General features: G+C 68.3%; 12 protein-coding genes and 1 pseudogene. 7 read left to right on the top strand and 6 right to left on the bottom strand.

Annotation, left to right across the window (positions count from 1 at the left end; all coding sequences use genetic code 11):
- Nucleotides 1-100 precede the first annotated feature (100 nt).
- On the bottom strand, nucleotides 101-1516 hold the full coding sequence (locus ACWPN3_RS20895; protein WP_109445563.1) for an FAD-binding oxidoreductase: 1416 nt from the start codon (nucleotides 1514-1516) through the stop codon (nucleotides 101-103).
- Between the two features lie 45 nt (nucleotides 1517-1561).
- Complete coding sequence (locus tag ACWPN3_RS20890) at nucleotides 1562-2530, bottom strand: DMT family transporter (RefSeq protein WP_492261720.1); 969 nt, start codon at nucleotides 2528-2530, stop codon at nucleotides 1562-1564.
- Between the two features lie 300 nt (nucleotides 2531-2830).
- On the opposite strand from ACWPN3_RS20890, the gene gcvA reads away from it, so the two are divergent.
- A complete protein-coding gene (gene gcvA, locus ACWPN3_RS20885; protein WP_492241019.1) occupies nucleotides 2831-3781 on the top strand; it encodes a transcriptional regulator GcvA in 951 nt (316 codons plus the stop codon).
- Here the strand turns inward: gcvA and ACWPN3_RS20880 are convergent.
- Nucleotides 3741-4736: an L-threonylcarbamoyladenylate synthase gene (locus tag ACWPN3_RS20880; protein ID WP_492241018.1), complete on the bottom strand. Its 996-nt coding sequence runs from the start codon at nucleotides 4734-4736 to the stop codon at nucleotides 3741-3743. The two genes, gcvA and ACWPN3_RS20880, sit on opposite strands and share 41 nt — an antisense overlap.
- 114 nt (nucleotides 4737-4850) lie before the next feature.
- Here ACWPN3_RS20880 and parA point away from each other — a divergent pair, with 114 nt between their 5' ends.
- The gene (gene parA / locus ACWPN3_RS20875) at nucleotides 4851-5495 is read left to right on the top strand and encodes a ParA family partition ATPase (protein ID WP_492241017.1); all 645 of its coding nucleotides are present in this window, start codon (nucleotides 4851-4853) and stop codon (nucleotides 5493-5495) included.
- Nucleotides 5496-5545: 50 nt separating this feature from the next.
- On the opposite strand, the gene bfr (ACWPN3_RS20870) is transcribed toward parA, so the two are convergent.
- Together bfr (ACWPN3_RS20870) and bfr (ACWPN3_RS20865) are read right to left on the bottom strand one after the other, a co-directional pair.
- Nucleotides 5546-6025: a bacterioferritin gene (gene bfr / locus ACWPN3_RS20870; RefSeq protein WP_109047945.1), complete on the bottom strand. Its 480-nt coding sequence runs from the start codon at nucleotides 6023-6025 to the stop codon at nucleotides 5546-5548.
- Nucleotides 6026-6039: 14 nt separating this feature from the next.
- Entirely contained in the window at nucleotides 6040-6522 is a 483-nt protein-coding gene (gene bfr / locus ACWPN3_RS20865) for a bacterioferritin (RefSeq protein ID WP_109445571.1), read from the bottom strand.
- A gap of 388 nt (nucleotides 6523-6910) precedes the next feature.
- On the opposite strand from bfr (ACWPN3_RS20865), the gene tyrS reads away from it, so the two are divergent.
- A complete protein-coding gene (gene tyrS, locus ACWPN3_RS20860; protein ID WP_109445573.1) occupies nucleotides 6911-8179 on the top strand; it encodes a tyrosine--tRNA ligase in 1269 nt (422 codons plus the stop codon).
- Here the strand turns inward: tyrS and ACWPN3_RS20855 are convergent.
- Nucleotides 8136-11945 (bottom strand): YhdP family protein, encoded by a 3810-nt coding sequence (locus ACWPN3_RS20855; RefSeq protein WP_492261719.1) that lies wholly within the window; start codon nucleotides 11943-11945, stop codon nucleotides 8136-8138. The genes tyrS and ACWPN3_RS20855 overlap by 44 nt on opposite strands.
- 99 nt (nucleotides 11946-12044) lie before the next feature.
- On the opposite strand from ACWPN3_RS20855, the pseudogene ACWPN3_RS20850 reads away from it, so the two are divergent.
- From ACWPN3_RS20850 to ACWPN3_RS20835, 4 genes and pseudogenes are all read left to right on the top strand, one after another.
- Nucleotides 12045-13061: pseudogene (locus ACWPN3_RS20850) on the top strand (bifunctional [glutamine synthetase] adenylyltransferase/[glutamine synthetase]-adenylyl-L-tyrosine phosphorylase); the annotation flags it as partial.
- 88 nt (nucleotides 13062-13149) lie between these two features.
- The gene (locus ACWPN3_RS20845; protein ID WP_492261718.1) at nucleotides 13150-14928 is read left to right on the top strand and encodes a [protein-PII] uridylyltransferase family protein; all 1779 of its coding nucleotides are present in this window, start codon (nucleotides 13150-13152) and stop codon (nucleotides 14926-14928) included.
- 180 nt (nucleotides 14929-15108) lie between these two features.
- Nucleotides 15109-15573, top strand: a complete 465-nt coding sequence (gene bcp / locus ACWPN3_RS20840; protein ID WP_109445579.1) for a thioredoxin-dependent thiol peroxidase — start codon at nucleotides 15109-15111, stop codon at nucleotides 15571-15573.
- 215 nt (nucleotides 15574-15788) lie between these two features.
- Nucleotides 15789-16652 carry a phytanoyl-CoA dioxygenase family protein gene (locus ACWPN3_RS20835; protein WP_098739165.1) on the top strand — a complete coding sequence of 288 codons (864 nt, stop codon included), beginning with the start codon at nucleotides 15789-15791 and terminating at the stop codon, nucleotides 16650-16652.
- The last annotated feature ends 20 nt before the right edge of the window (nucleotides 16653-16672 follow it).

Genomic DNA, 16672 nt, shown 5'->3' with positions numbered 1-16672 from the left:
TCGTGCCGGGGACAAGCATTGCGCTACGTCTGTCGTCGCAAGCCTGTCCCCCGCAATATTATGACACTGGAGGCCGATGAGAGGGCCGGTGAGGGGGTGCTCAGGGCAGCATCTTGCCGGGGTTCAGCAGACCGTTGGGGTCGAGCGTCGCCTTGATGGCGCGCAGCATGTCGAACTCGACCGGGCCCTTGATGGCCGGCATCTCGTCCTTCTTGAAGCGGCCGACGCCATGCTCGGCGGAGATCGAGCCGTCGAGCTTGAAGATCACCTCGTTCACCACATGGCAGATCTCGTCCCAGCGGTCGAGATAGGCCTTGGTGTCGGCACCCTCGGGCTGGCTGAGGTTGAAGTGGATGTTGCCGTCGCCGACATGGCCGAAGGGGGTCGGGCGGATGCCGGGGCATGCCTCGGCCACCGCCGCTTCCGCCAGGTCGATGAACTCGGCGACGCGGGACACCGGGATCGACACGTCGTTCTTGATCGAGCCGCCCTCGAACTTCTGCGCCTCGACGATGGCCTCGCGGATGAACCACAGCTGCTTGGCCTGGGCGTCGGACTGGGCCAGCGTGGCGTCGGTCGCCAGTTCGGCCTCGAACGCCTCGCCCAGCGCGGTCTCCACCGTCTCCTGGAAGGCGTCGGACTTGGTGCCGGCGGTCAGCTCGGTCAGGACATACCAGGGCGACGGCTCCGACAGCGGGTCGATGGTGCCGGCAACATGCTTCAGCGCGAAATCCAGGCAGCGGCGCGACATCAGCTCGAAGGCCGAGACGGCGTCGCCGGAGGCGGCGCGCAGGCGGGCCAGCAGCTCGATGGCGGCGGCCGGGCTCGGCACTGCGACGAAGGCGGTGATCGACTGGCGCGGGCGCGGGAACAGCTTCAGCACCGCGGCGGTGACGATGCCCAGCGTGCCTTCGGCGCCGATGAACAGGTTCTTCAGGTCATAGCCGGTGTTGTTCTTGCGCAGGCGGCGCATGCCGTCCCAGACGCGGCCGTCGGCCAGCACCACCTCCAGCCCCAGCACGAGGTCGCGGGTGTTGCCGTAGCGCAGGACGTTGATGCCGCCGGCATTGGTGGAGATCAGCCCGCCGATCTGCGCCGTGCCCTCCGCCCCCAGGCTCAGCGGGAACAGGCGGTCGGCGTCGGCCGCGGCCTCCTGGATGGCGGTCAGCACCACGCCGGCCTCGACAGTCATGGTGTAGTTCAGCGTGTCGATGTCGCGGATGCGGTTCAGGCGTGACAGGCTGAGAACGATCTCGCGCCCGTCCTCATACGGGATGGAGCCGCCGACGAGGCTGGTGTTGCCGCCCTGCGGCACAATGGGAATGCCGGCCTCGGCGCAGATCTTCACGACCGCCGCCACCTCGGCGGTGTTGGCCGGGCGGACCACCGCCGGGCTGTTGCCCTTGAAACGCCCGCGCCACTCCGCAAGGTAGGGGGCCATGTCGGCGGCGTCGGTGAGGATGCCGGACGGGCCGACGATGGCGCGGATCTGGTCGAGGGCGGCGGCGACGGTCATGGCAAGGCGTCCAGGGCAGGTTGAGGGGCTTGCAATCGGTCCCTTCTAACGTCTTCGCCGACCATTTTCTATCCTTTGGCGGCCGATGCGGATTCTGCGTTGCCCCAGCCGTGCGAACAGCCTTCCATCGATGGCGGCAAGGCCGCCGGCGATCAGCGCCATGCCGATCCCATGCCGCACCGCCAGCCGCTCGCCGAGAAACAGGCCGCCCAGCAGGATGGCGCTGACCGGGATCAGGAACGTGACGAGCATCAGGTTGGTCGCCCCGGCGGAAGCCAGGACGCGAAAGAAGATGACGTAGGCCAGGGCGGTGGACAGCAGGGCGATGCCGACGACGGCACCCCAGGCGGCCGTACTGGGCATCGGCAGGGTCCAGGGACGATCAACCAGCAGGGCCACCGGCACCAGCATCAGGGTGGAGGCGGTGACCTGCCCCGTCGCGGTAACCAGCGGCGACACTCCCATGCCCTTGAACCGGCGACCGAAGATGCCGGCGAAGGAGTAGGACAGGGCGGCACCCAGCACCGCAAGCTGCGGCAGCAACCCGTTTCCCAGCCCGGCCAGTGCCGTCGGGCCGATCATGACCGCCACGCCGGCGAAGCCGACGAGCACCCCGGCCAGCCGGTTGCCGGTCATCTTCTCATCTCTGGTCAGGACATGCGCAACCAGTACGCCGAACAGCGGGGTGGTGGCGTTGAGGACCGAAGCGACGCCGCTGGAGATCTGCGTCTGTCCCCAGACGATCAGGCAGAAGGGAAGCAGGTTGTTCAATACCCCCATGGCGAAGAAGGCGACCCATGTCCGGCGGTCCCGCGGCATCGGCAGTCCCAGGATCCGCAACAGCCCGCCGAGTGCCAGGGCCGCCAGCGCGACCCGCATGGCGACGATGGTGAGCGGCGGCAATTCCCGTACGGCGATGCCGACGAAGAAAAAGGAACCGCCCCACAGGATCGAAAGCGCGACCAGGAGGCCCCAGTCGGTCAGGTCCATCGGCTTGTGGCTCGGTGCGGTCATCGGGCAGCCTCCATTGATGGCTTATGAGTGTTCGTCCGTATCCGTGTCCGGGGCTGGACATGCCGGGTTCCGGCATCCTGCACGGCGGTGCCGGCCGGTCGCGATCCGTTTCTTGCGGTGGAATTGCCATCGCCCTCGAAACGGATGTTTCAGGCGCCCGTGCCATGATTTCGGGCTTGACCCGAGCGTCCCGCCATTGGGCGGCCTTCCCTGCTCAATCGAGCTGAGCTAAAATTAACGTCCAACTCCGGTGTTGTGCAAACGAGCCTTTTTCCAAATTCAGTTGAGATTTCTTAAATCATGATGCTTTCCTTGCCGCCGCTTGCGGGCCTGCGCGCCTTCGAAGCGACTGCGCGTCACCTCAGCATGACTGTTGCCGCGCGGGAGTTGAATGTCACACCAGGCGCGGTCAGCCTCCAGGTCAAGGAATTGGAAACGGTGCTTGGCTTGCGGCTGTTCGAACGCAGGCCGCGCAGCCTCGCCTTGACCGCCGAGGGGGCGGCCTATCATGCGGCCATCCGGACCGCTTTCCGCCTGATGCGGGACGCGACCGCCGAACTCACGGCAGGGCGCCGCAGGCCGGAACTGACGCTGTCCTGCACCCCGGCCTTCGCCGTTCAATGGCTGGTTCCGCGTCTGCCGCGGTTCGAGGAGGCGGCGCCCGGGATCGATGTACGGATCGGGGTCACCAACCGGCTCGTCGATTTCGCGCAGGACCGCGTCGACGTCGCCGTGCGTCACGGGCTGGGCGCCTACGAAGGCCTATGTGCCGAGCGATTGATCGACGACGAGCTGGTTCCGGTGTGCAGCCCCGACTATCTGCGCACCGCACCGCCGGTTCGGCATCCGGCCGATCTGGCAGCCGATCCGGCAGAAGGGCCAGCGGCTCACCGGCTTCTGCATGACGAGCACCGCGGGGATTGGGCGCTCTGGTTCCGGGCCGCCGGCGTGCCGGATGCGGGCGCGGATCGCGGGCCGGTTTTCGCCGATGGCAACGGGGTGATGGAGGCTGCCAAGGCCGGATTGGGTGTAGCGCTGGTCCGGGACCGTTTTGCCGCCGACGATCTCGCAGCGGGGCGGCTTGTCGTCCTGTTCGACCAGCGCCTGTCGAACGGCCTCGCCTATCACCTCGTCTATCCTGGCGGGGCGGAGGAAAAGCCGGCGGTGGCCGCCTTTCTCCGCTGGATCAGGGCAGAGGCCGGCAGCGCCCTTATCCCCGCGGCGCCGCCGCCCGGCGCAGGCGGTCGTTGATCGCCAGACCCAACCCCACATCGGGGATCGGCATTACCGCGATGCGGCGGGAGCCGCTCTGGTCCAGGCTGCGCAGGTGGGAGAACAGGTTGGCCGCGGCCTCGTTGAGGTCGCCCTCCAGGCTCAGGTTCAGCCGCGTGGTGCCGCCGAAGACGAAGCGGTCGGGGCCGAAGGTCAGGAAGGCTTCGTCCTCTTCCGCCGACGACGCGTTCAGGCGCACCGCGGCGTTGGGGGCGTAGTGGCTTTCCAGCTGGCCGGGCGATTTCGGTGCAGTCGGATCGCCGGCCGACAGGCGGACCGGGCCGATCAGCCGCTCCATCTCGTCGGGCAGAACGGCGCCGGGGCGCAGAAGCGCCGCGTCGGGACCGGTCAGATCGATGACGGTCGACTCCAGCCCGACCATGCATTTGCCGCCGGTTACGATGGCGTCGACCCGGTCGCCCAGGCTTTCCAGCACATGATGCGGCGTGGTCGGGCTGACGGCGCCGGAGCGGTTGGCGCTGGGGGCGGCGATCGGCTTGCCGGCGGCGCGCAGGATCGCCTGCGCCACCGGGTGGTTGGGCACGCGGATGGCGATGCTGTCCAGCCCGGCGCTGACCAGCAGCGACAGGGCGGAGTTGGCCGGGCGCGGCACGACCATGGTCAGCGGGCCGGGCCAGAACTGCGTCGCCAGATCGTGGGCGCGGTCGTCGAACAGGCCCCAGGAATGGGCGGCGACCAGATCGGGGACATGGACGATCAGCGGATTGAACTGCGGCCGGCCCTTGGCGGCGAAGATCGCGGCCACGGCGCGGTCGTCGGTGGCGTCGGCGCCCAGCCCATAGACCGTCTCGGTCGGGAAGGCGACCAGACGGCCGGCGCGCAGCAGTTCGGCCGCTCGGGCGATGCCGGTCGGGGTGGCCGGGATCAGCGCCGGGCGCTTCTCACCGGTATCGGGTGCGGAATGGTCGGTCACGGCGTCTTTCTAGCCCGTGCAGCACCGGTGTCAATTCGCGCGGTTGCACCGGTGCCATGCCCAAGGTTATGAGGGGAGTGCGCAATCAACCAACACAACATGATGGGTGCGGGCATGACGGGCAAGGTCTTCACCGTGGCGCAGCAGAAAGGCGGCGCCGGCAAGACCACGCTGGCGGCCCACCTCGCCATTGCCTGGGCGCAGCTCGGTTACAAGGTCGCCACCGTGGACATCGACCCGCAGGGCAGCCTGACCCGCTGGCATGCCGTGCGGTCGGAGGCCACCGGCGGTCAACCCGGCTTCACCCATGTGCAGATCACCGGCTGGCGCACCCAGGCCGAGGTGGAGAAGCTGGCCCGCTCCCACGACATCGTGGTGATCGACAGCCCGCCCCATGCCCAGACCGAAGCGCGCATCGCCGTCCGCGCCGCCACGCTGGTGGTGGCGCCGGTGCAGCCGAGCCCGATGGATTTGTGGGCGGTGCATCCGACCATCGATCTGGCGGCGCAGGAGAGGCGCCGGCTGCTGCTGGTGCTGAACCGGGTGCCGCCGCGCGCCCGCATCGCCGACGAACTGGTCGGCAGGGTGCATGAGCTGGTCGCGCCGCCGGCGGTGGAACTGGCGACGGCGCAGGTCGGCAACCGCACCGCCTATGCCGGCACGCTGATGACCGGGCTTTCGGTGACGGAGGCCGCACGCAAGACCCAGGCGGCAGCCGAAATGCAGGCGCTGGCGGAAGAGATTTTGCTGCGGGCTTGAGTGGGCGGGTTTGAGGGGGCGCTCCTCGCAGAGTCAGCCCCCGCTCAACCTCAGTCCTTGAACTCGCCCATCGCCGACTGGATGTAGTTGGGCAGACCGATGTCGTCGATCAGGCTCAGCTGGGTTTCCAGATAGTCGATGCGCTCTTCCGACTCTTCCAGCAGTTCGGACAGCTCGTCGCGCGACACGTAGTCGGCCTTCTCCTCGCACACGGAGATGGCGTGGGCGATGCGGTCGCGGGCCTCGCGCTCGGCGGCGAGGTCGCTGGACAGGATCTCCGGCACATCCTCGCCGATGTGCAGCTTGCCGAGGTCCTGGAGGTTGGGGATCGCCTCGATGAACAGGATGCGTTCGATGATCTCGTCCGCGCTCTTCATCACTTCGATGGAGGCGTGATACTCCCACTTGCCCAGGGCCTTGACGCCCCAGTTCTTCAGCATGCGGGCGTGCAGGAAATACTGGTTGATCTGCGTCAGCTGGTCCTTCAGGACGATCTGAAGCTGGACGATAACGTCGCTGTTGCCCTTCATGATCCGTCCTCCGCTCAGGTGGGGAAGCCGCCCATGGCCGACTGCAGGTAATTCTGCAGGCCGAGCATGTCGATCAGGCCAAGCTGCTGTTCCAGCCAGTGGGCATGGTCTTCCTCGGTGTCGACCAGCAGTTCCAGCAGGATGCGGCGGGTGTCGTAATCCTTCACCTGCTCGCAATAGGCGATTGCCTCCTTGAGCGCGGCCACCACCTCATATTCGAGGGTCAGGTCGTTGCGCATCATCTCCGGCACGGTCTTGCCGATGTGAATCGGGTCGCGGCTGGCGACGTCGGGCGTGCCTTCCAGGAACAGGATGCGGCGGATCAGCTTGTCGGCGTGCTCCAGCTCTTCCACCCGCTCGTGCGAGATGCGCTCGCTCAGCGCCTTGAGGCCCATGTCCTCCATGCTGCGGGCATGGGACAGATACTGGTCGGCCGCGCTCAGTTCACCGGTGAGCAGCTTGTTCAAACGGTCCAGGACCCCTTGATCGCCTTGCATGATGCGATACTCCGAAATAGACGATTTGTCGCACCTTGGCACAGCAGAAGGACTCGCACAATAAAAATCTCCCTTTGAAACAAAGATGTAGTTGATAGTCACTATCAATTGGTGCCGGGCGGTCTGCCCAAAATACAGTCAGGCCGGGACTGCTGTTTTGCGAATCAATGTCAATTGCGTTTGGAGCGGATTTCCACGAAATGCCCGGCCCCTGCTCAGGGTTTTGACTTGTGGCGGTGCAGCGATGCTTGAGCGGTAGAATGGGCCGTCCCGCGGGCCGGTTCCAACCATGGCGACCGGGGGCGCCGCATTGAGGCAGGGGCCGTTCCGTGCTAACAGACCGCGGGAATTCTCCGCCCTTCATTCCAACGACAGCCGGATTGCGGCCATGACGACGACCACCCCCTCGGCTCCCGCCTCGGAGTTCCTGCGCACCCTTCAGGATCGCGGGTTCATCCACCAGTGCACCGACTTCGCTACGCTGGACGAGCGTGCGACGAAGGGGCCGATCGTCGCCTATATCGGCTTCGACTGCACCGCCGACAGCTTGCATGTCGGCAGCCTGCTGCCGATCATGATGCTGCGCTGGCTGCAGAAGACCGGCCACAAGCCGATCGTCCTGATGGGCGGCGGCACCACCAAGATCGGCGACCCGTCGGGCAAGGACGAGGCGCGCCAGCTGCTGACCGACGAGGTCATCGCCAACAACATGGCTGGCATCAAGCGGATCTTCGGCCGCTACCTGAGCTTCGGGGATGGGCCGACCGACGCGGTGATGGTGAACAACGCCGACTGGCTGGACGAGCTGAAATACATCCCGCTGCTGCGCGACATCGGCCGTCATTTCACCATCAACCGGATGATGAGCTTCGAGTCGGTCAAGCTGCGGCTGGACCGTGAGCAGCCGCTGACCTTCCTGGAATTCAACTACATGATTCTCCAGGCCTACGATTTCGTGGAGCTGAAGCGCCGCCATGGCTGCACCCTGCAGATGGGCGGGTCGGACCAGTGGGGCAACATCGTCAACGGCGTCGAACTCGGCCGCCGCACCGACGGTGCCGACCTGTTCGGCCTGACCACGCCGCTGCTGACCACCTCGTCCGGCGCCAAGATGGGCAAGACGGCGGCCGGCGCGGTCTGGCTGACCGCCGACAAGCTCAGCAGCTACGATTTCTGGCAGTACTGGCGCAACACCGAGGATGCCGACGTCGGCCGCTTCCTGCGCCTCTACACCGAACTGCCGCTGGACGAGGTCGCCCGGCTGGAAAGCCTGCAGGGCGCCGAGATCAACGAGGCCAAGAAGATCCTCGCCAACGAGGTAACGAAGCTCGCCCATGGCGAGGAGGCCGCGCTGGAGGCTGCCGAGACCGCGCGCCGCGCCTTCGAGGAAGGGGCTGCGGCAGAGGGGCTGCCGAGCATCGAGGTCGCCCGCGCCGATCTGGAAGCCGGCCTGCCGGTGGTGGACCTGCTGGTGTCGGCCGGTCTGGCCGCGTCGAAGGGCGAGGCGCGCCGCCTGATCAAGGGCGGCGGGGCCAAGCTGAACGACGGGCCGATCGCCGACGAGACGGTGAAGGCGACCGCGGCGGACCTGAACGCCGACGGCGTGGTGAAGCTCAGCGCCGGCAAGAAGCGCCACGCGCTGGTGAAGGTGGGCTGACGGCTTTGCAGGGGAGGGGCGCCGGCAGACAACTGCCGGCGCCCCTGTCCTTCACCGTGTGTGCGCCTCCGGCGGCGGTCTGGTGTCCGGCGTCGGCGTGCCGTCGCCGCCCAGGAAGAACAGGTTGCGCAGGAAGCCCGGCGCCAGCACCGCCAGCGGGTTGACCGACACGTCCGGGTCGGACAGCGGGCCCTGGACATGCCAGGTGGCGGAGAAGATGCCCTGGCCCTCGCCGCCGCTCAGCACGTCGCCCAGCAGCGGGATTCTGGCCGATCAGGCGGTTCAGGCCATAGACCGGGACGATGGTGCCCTGGAGGTTGGCGGTTTCCGTCTCCAAATCGATCTGTCCCTCCAAGGTCAGGCCGAGCGCCGAACCGGAGGTGCGCAGGTCTTTCAGGGTCAGGAGACGGCCCTCCTTGCGGAAATCCGCCGACATGCGGCCGAAATTGACGCCCTTCCCGCCGCCCAGCAGCTCGGCGAAGCCGGACGGCGAGATGGCGTTCAGGATGCGCGCCAGCGCCGGCACGTCGATCAGGGTGTAGTCGCGGATCTCCACCTTGCCGACGATGGCCGCATCGGCCCGCGCTTCCGCCGACCGGCCGGTCAGGGTCAGCCGCCCGCCGCGCATGCGGTCGTTCAGGTCCATCGCCTGCAGGGCCGATCCCAGATCCTCGGCGTTGATCGCAAGGTCGTAGACACCCTGCGGACCCGGCCGCCACTTCAGCGACACGCCGCCGCCTTCGCTGCGGCCGGTGAGGTCCAGCAGGGTCCAGGCGGTGGTGTCCCGCTTCATGGAACCCGCGACCTGCCGCAGCCGCCGGCCGTCGCCGAACACCACCGAGTCGAACTTGATGGCAATGTCCAGCGGGGTCTTGCGGCCGTCGTCGGCGGGGGACGGCGGCTTCTTGGGCGGCGTAACCGCGCCCTCGCCGGACGGCGTCTTGCCGGTCAGGCCGCGAGCGTCCAGGCTGGTGCCGGTGATGGTTCCGGCATAACCACCGGCCGGGCCGCCGGGCTTCAGCGCGGGCAGCACGGTCAGGTCGGCGCGCAGGTCGGTCTGGCCCAGCTTGAAGCTGGGGGTCTGCACCCGCGCCACCCGCTTGCCGCCGTCGGCCAGTTCCAGGTTGGTGACGGATTTCAGTCCGCCGGCATCGACGGTCAGGTTGCTGATGCGGGTCGGGCGGTCCTTGTCGAACTCCAGCGTCAGCTTGCCGGTGCCGGGCTTGCCGGCGGGCTTGGCCCAGCCGAGTTCCTCGATGGACAGCCGGGTCTTCTCCAGGTTCAAGTTGCCGGTCAGCAGCAGCTTGTGCTTGCGGTCCACCGTGAACAGGATGTCGGCGCCGAAGGGGCCCTGCACCCGGTCTTCCAGATCGATGCCGTGGGCGCGCAGATCGTCGGCGGTGGCGTCACCCTTCACCGCGATGCGGGTGCGCGGGCCCTTGGCCGCACTGTCGAAGGATTCGTTCCAGTCGATGGTGACCGGGATGCCGTCCAGCTTGGTGGCACCCTTGATCTGCATCGCCTTGAGGTCGAGCGCCAGCGACAGCTCGCCATCGGTGGCATTCAGCCCGGCCGCCACCTTCTCCACCGCCACCTTGCGCAGCTTGCCCGTCACGTCGAGGTCGAGCTGCTCCACCTTCAGGTCGGCCAGCAGTGGGAAGGCGAAATGCAGCTTCGCCTCGGCCGTGCCCTGGGTGCGCGCCGGGTCCATCTCCAGCTTGGTGGGATAGCCCAGCGGCGGCATGTCGATCAGGGTCAGGATCGAGCGCACCGGTCCCTGCACCGGCAGGCGGATGTCCATCGTCTCCTTGCCGATGTCCAGCCCGCCGATCACCACCTTGCCCTCGCCGACCTCGATGTCGCCCGATTTCGCATCGGCGATCCGGCCGCCTTTGGTCAGGACGGTGAAGGTCTTGCCGTCGGTCGTCGCCTCCACGCTGGCGCCGGTGACCGGCGTCAGGTTGTGGAAATAGCGGACGTTGATGTCCTCGCCGGCGATGGTGGCAAGAAAGCGGGTCTGCTCGGGCATCCCCGTTCCATCGAGCGGCACGGACAGCGCCGCCTCCGCCCGCGCCTGCGTCACCGTTCCGTGCGACAGGTTGCGGGTCACCCACTCGCGCGCGTTGGGACCGGCAATCTTCGGCCAGTAGCGGCGAAGCTCGTCCAGCGCCACGCCGCTGGCGGTCGCCTGCGTCTCCACCGCCATGCGGTTGCCCTGGCGCCGGGCGGTGGCGGTGGCCTCCACCCGTGGCTGCGGTCCGCCGGCCTCGCCCAGCACGGCGTCGAATCCGTCCAGCTCGATGCGGTCACGGTCGCCATGCAGGCGCAGCCGGGCCCTGTCCACCGGCACCGGCCCTTCGAACAGGTCGGGCCGCAGCAGCCGGCCGCGGTCGGCTGTGATGTCGGCCTTGCCGGAAATCGGCTGGAGCGACGGATCGAAGGCCATTTCCACCGTGCCCGACAGCGGCAGGTCCGCGGCCTTCAGCGGCGCCAGCACCGGGGCGAGATCGGCGAACGCGGCGGGGACGAGGCCGGTCAGCCGCGCGGTTGCCCGGCCGACCTTGTCCACCCCCTGCTGTCCCGACAGCTCCAGCCCGGCGGTGCGTCCACCGGCGGTCAGCGACAGGCGGGCCTGGAGGTCGCGGCCGCGGTCGGATTCGGCCAGCTGGCCCTGGGCGCTCAACGCCAGCGGTTCGCCGCCGTCCGGCGATCCTGCCTTCAGTGACAAATCCTCGACCCGCAGGCGCCGGCCCGGAACGTCCAGCTTGCCGCGCAAGGAAAGGCTCTGCACGGCGACCGGCTCCGGCCGCAGCGCAGGCAGGGCGACGATGCCGGCGCCGCTGCGCAGGTTCAGATCGACCGTCAGGGGCTCGAAGCGGCGGTCGAGGCGCGCCGTGACGGTGCCGGACAGCGGCAGCTTCACCGCCGACAGCGGTGCCAGGGCCGGCCCGAACTCCGCGATTGCCGCCGGCTCCAGCCCGTCGACCGACATAGTCAGGTCGCTGGTGGTGTCGGCGATGTTGTAGCGGCCGGCGGCCGAGACGGTCACGGCGCGCTGTGGCGCCGTTCCGCCCGCATTGCCGAGGTCCAGCGTCACGCGGGCACGGCCCTGCGCGCCCTCGGCATCGCGGGTCAGCACCATGTCGGCGCGGGTGGCGTGCCAGGCCAGATCGAGCATGCGGTTCTCGACCCGAAGGTCGGCTCCCGTCACCGACAGCCGGCGCAGCAGCCCCAGCGGCCGGTCGATGTCGGGCGGGCGGCGCAGGCTTTCCAGAGCCTCATCGATCAGGTCGGGGCCGCCGTCGTCTGCCTTGCGGGTGGACTGCGCGTCCGACCGCACGTCGAAGGCGAGGCTGCCGTCGGCCCGGCGCAGCACGGACAGGCGCGGCCGGACCAGATCGAGGCGCGTCGGCGACAGCGTGCCGCGGAACAGCGCCGGGATGGAGAAGCCGATGCCCATCTCCGGCACCGCGGCCAGTTCCGTCCCGTCGGCATTCAGCGCCTGCACCCGCCGGGCGCGCAGGTCGAGACGGCGGCCCGACGCTTCAAGCCCGTCCTCTTCCTCCAGCGACAGCACCAGTTCGCCGATATCGACCTGGAAACGGCCGTCGCGGTCGCTCAGTGCCCGTTCGACATAGGGGATCAGCGGGTCGAGCGCCACCGGCCCCTGCGACAGGCGCCAGGCGAACAGCCCGCCGGCCGCCAGCGCAATGGCGCCGATCCCGGTCAGCGTCAAGCCGATGATCTTCGCGGTGCGCCGGATCATCGGACGCCATGAGCAAGAGAGGGCGAATCGGCCCGATTGACCTTCCCGTCCGAGACGTGCAGCTTTCTGCACATGTTTTGAGCAGGAAAGACCGCCGTCATGCCGAGTCCCATCGCGTTCTCAAGCCCCTTGCCGAAGCCCTTCGACAGCGCGCAGGCGGCGCTGGGGATGGAGCGTTGGCGCCAGCATGCCGCCGCTGCGGAGCCGGAGACCCGCGCCTGGGCGGAGGCCTTCGCCGAATCGGAGACCGGCCGGGCGCTGATCGGGGCGGTCTGCGGCAACAGCCCGTATCTCGGCCACAGCCTGACGCGGGAGTTGCCCTTCGTCGCCCGTACAATGCAGGACGGCTTCGACGACAGCTTCGCCGCGCTGATCGCCGCCCTCCATGCCGAGCATGATGAGGAAAAGTCGATGGACCGGCTGATGGCCGGCCTGCGGGTGGCGAAGCGGCGGGCGGCGCTGCTGATCGCGCTGGCCGACATCGCCGGCGTCTGGCCGCTGTTCCGCGTCACCGGCGCCCTGTCGGAGCTGGCGGAGACGGGGGTCCAACTGGCCGCGAATTTCCTGCTGCGCCGCGCCGGGGAGGCGGGGACGCTGACGCTGCCGGATCCGCAGCGACCGTGGGTCGGTTCGGGCCTGATCGTTTTGGGCATGGGTAAGCTTGGCGGGCGCGAACTCAACTATTCCAGCGACATCGACCTGATCGTCCTGTACGACGACGCTGTTGTGCAGACGCCCCAGCCGGACAACCTCGCGCGAACCTTCATCAGGCTCGCACGCGATCTTGTCCGCATTATGGATGAACGGACCAAGGACGGCTACGTCTTCCGCACCGACCTTCGGCTTAGGCCGGACCCCGGCGCCACGCCGCTGGCGGTTTCCGTCTCCGCGGCCGAAATTTATTACGGCAGCGTCGGGCAGAACTGGGAACGCGCGGCGATGATCAAGGCCCGTCCCATCGCCGGCGATCCGGAGGCGGGCGCTTCCTTCATCCGATTCCTCGAGCCCTTCGTATGGCGGCGCAACCTGGATTTCGCCGCCATCCAGGACATCCATTCGATCAAGCGCCAGATCAACGCCCACAAGGGCCACCGCGAGGTGACGGTCAACGGCCACGACATCAAGGTCGGCCGCGGCGGCATCCGCGAGATCGAGTTCTTCGCCCAGAACCCAGCAGCTGATCTTCGGCGGGCGCGACCCGCGCGTGCGCATCGCCCCGACCCTGATGGCGAACGAGGCGCTGCGCGACGTCGGCCGCGTGCCGCCGCAGACGGTGGAGGAGCTTGCCGGGGCCTATCATTTCCTGCGCCGTGTCGAACACCGCATCCAGATGATCGACGACCAGCAGACCCACCGTATTCCCGCCGACGATGCCGGGGTGGCGCATCTGGCCACCTTCCTCGGCTATGATGACCCCACCGCCTTCCGGGCGGAGCTGCTGGCGACGCTGGGGCAGGTGGAGGACCGCTATGCCGAGCTGTTCGAGGAGGCGCCGTCGCTGTCCGGTCCCGGCAATCTGGTCTTCACCGGCACCGACCCCGATCCCGGCACGGTGGAGACGCTGACGGGCATGGGCTTCGCCGACCCGGCCCGCGTCATCAGCGTGGTGTCGGCCTGGCATCGCGGCCGCTACCGCGCCACCCGGTCGGGCCGGGCGCGCGAGCTGCTGACGGAGTTGACGCCGGCCCTGCTGAGCGCGCTGGCGAAGACGCCGGCCCCCGATTCGGCGCTGATGAACTTCGACGATTTCCTTGGCAAGCTGCCGGCCGGCGTCGGCCTGTTCTCCCTGTTCGTCGCCAATCCCTGGCTGCTGGAGCTGGTGGCGGAGATCATGGGCATCGCGCCGCAAATGGCGCAGACCCTGTCGCGCAACCCGTCGCTGCTCGACGCCGTGCTGTCGCCCGACTTCTTCGACCCGCTGCCGGGTCGAGAGGATGGGCTGGCCGACGACCATGCCCGCGTGATGGCGGCGGCCCGCGATTTCGAGGATGCGCTGACCCTGTCGCGGCGCTGGACCAACGACCAGCGTTTCCGCGCCGGTGTCCATATCCTGCGCGGCATCACCGACGGCGACCGCTGCGGCGCCTTCCTGGCCGATCTGGCCGACATCGTCGTCCCCGACCTCGCCCGGCGGGTGGAGGAGGAGTTCGCCCAGCGCCATGGCCATATTCCCGGCGGCGCCTGGGTGGTGGTGGCGATGGGCAAGCTGGGCAGCCGGCAGCTGACCATCACGTCCGACATCGACCTGATCGTCATCTACGACGTGGCACCGGGGGACGGTCCCCGTCTTTCGGATGGCACCAAGCCGCTGTCGCCCAACGAGTATTACATCAAGCTGACCCAGCGTCTGACCAACGCCATCACCGCACCGATGGGCGACGGCCGGCTCTACGAGGTCGACATGCGACTGCGCCCGTCGGGCAATGCCGGGCCGCTCGCCACCTCGCTGGACGCCTTCCTGAAATATCAGGCGACAGATGCCTGGACCTGGGAGCATATGGCCCTGACCCGCGCCCGGGTGATCGGCGGCGATGCGGAGTTGGCCGGGCGGGTATCTGCGGCGATCCGCTCGGTGCTGACGGCGCCGCGCGATGCCGACCGGCTGCTGTGGGACGTGGCCGACATGCGGCGGCGGATCGAGAAGGAGTTCGGGACGACCAATGTCTGGAACGTCAAATACGCCCGTGGCGGCCTGATCGACATCGAGTTCATCGCCCAGTACCTGCAGTTGCGCCATGGTCACGAGCGGCCGGACATCCTGCACATCGGCACCGCCAAGGCGCTGGGCTGCGCCGCCCGGACTGGCGCGCTGGCGCCGGAGGTGGCGGAGGATTCTGGAGACGACGCTGCGGCTGTGGCGGCGGGTGCAGGGCTTCCTGCGGCTGACCACCGCCGGGGTGCTCGATCCCAACCAGGTGTCGCCCAGCCTGCTGGCCGGGCTGGTCCGCGCCGCCTTTCCCGCCGACTTTCAGGGCGAGCGTGAGCCTGGCACTGTTGACTTCCCCGAGCTGGACCACAGAATCCGTGCCGTCGCCGCCCGCGCCCATGGTCATTTCAAGGCCCTGGTCGAGGAGCCGGCGGGCCGTCTGGCCCCACCCGCCACCACGCCTCCGGCCTGAGACCCTGTTTCCCGGCCGGCAAGAAGAAGGATAGTCGAGCAGCCATGACCGTAGACGTCGGAACGCCCGCCCCGGATTTCACCATGCCGACCGATGCCGGGGGCAGCGTCACGCTGTCGGCCCTGCGCGGCAAGCCGGTGGTTCTGTATTTCTACCCGAAGGACGACACGTCGGGCTGCACCTCGGAGGCCTGCGGTTTCCGTGACCAGCTGCCCGACTTCTCCGCCGTCGATGCGGTGGTGATCGGTGTGTCCAAGGACAGCGTCGCCAGCCACGACAAGTTCAAGGCGAAGCACGAGCTGACCTTCACGCTGGCTTCGGACACCGACGGCGCCGTCTGCGAGGCCTATGGCACCTGGGTCGAGAAGAGCATGTACGGCCGCAAGTACATGGGCATCGACCGCGCCACCTTCCTGATCGACAAGGATGGCGTGGTGCGCAACGTCTGGCGCAAGGTGAAGGTCACCGGCCATGTCGCCGCGGTTCTGAAGGCGGTGCAGGCCCTTTAACCGTAAGCGGGAGGGCGGGGCGCTTTTTCTCCCGGCGTGGACCGTAGGGGAAGACGCTCCGCCGGCCCGGCTATTCCTGCGGCGTGTGGGCGTACGCCACAAGGGTATTTTTAGAATCGCCCCAAACCTGCCTACACTTCGTGCATTCCGGCACCAGAGGCCGCGCAACCCACCGCGGTTTTGGTCCTTCGGCTGCCCCCAGGGATGCACATGCCATGAACGTTGCGAACATTGCCCGGCGCCTCGTCGCCGGAGAGCTTCACTATGCGCTGGGCCGGTTCGAGTCGGTCCGGCGTGGGTACAGTGCCCTGCGCCGCCTGTCTCCCCGGTCGCGCCAGCGGGCGCCGGCCGGCCCGCCCATCGCCTTGCCTCCGCTGCCGGCCACCCTGTTCGCTGGCCAGACGGTGGAGCGCGCGCTGGGCGACCTGCGTCGCGACTCGATCGCATTCGGTTTCGACCTGCCCTGGTCGATGGTCGAGGAGATGGTGGAGTTCGCCACCCACTCCCCCCTGCAGCGGCGGCTGCGCGACGACCGCATGTTCTATCGCCACGACGTCCGCAAGGGCCGGCTGGAGGATGGATCGCCCGCGGTGATGGGCATCGTCCCCGATCCGCTGGACTGCCCGGCGGTGCGCCGGGTCTGCCGCGATCCGCTGCTGATGGAGTGCGCCGGCAAGTTCCTCGGTTTCCCCGCCACCAAGATCATTCCGCGCCTGTTCTGGAGCTTCGTCACCGACGCCACCGACGACGAGCGCCGCCAGTTGGGCCAGACCATCGACTGGCATTTCGACGTCCACGACTTTCATTTCTGTTCGGCGCAGTTCTACCTGACCGATGTCGGGCCGGGCGCCGGGGAGCATGCGCTGGTCCGCGGCAGCCATCACGGCAAGTCGCTGCGCATGCTGATGGGCTCCGCCAACGTCCGCGACGAGCAACTGTTCACCCACTTCGACCGCGACCGCATCCTGGTGGTGGAAGGGCCTGCCGGCACCGGCTTCCTGGAGGACACCTCCTGCTACCACCGCGCCACCCCACCGGCCAGCCGCGAGCGGCTGATGCTGCAGCTCTGGCTCAGCTGAGCTAGAGTGCGCCGCATCGC

This window comes from Azospirillum sp. UENF 111221 (assembly GCF_058780625.1).
The sequence above is the reverse complement of the archived record's forward strand: the minus strand, read 5'-3'. Positions and strand labels throughout refer to the sequence as shown.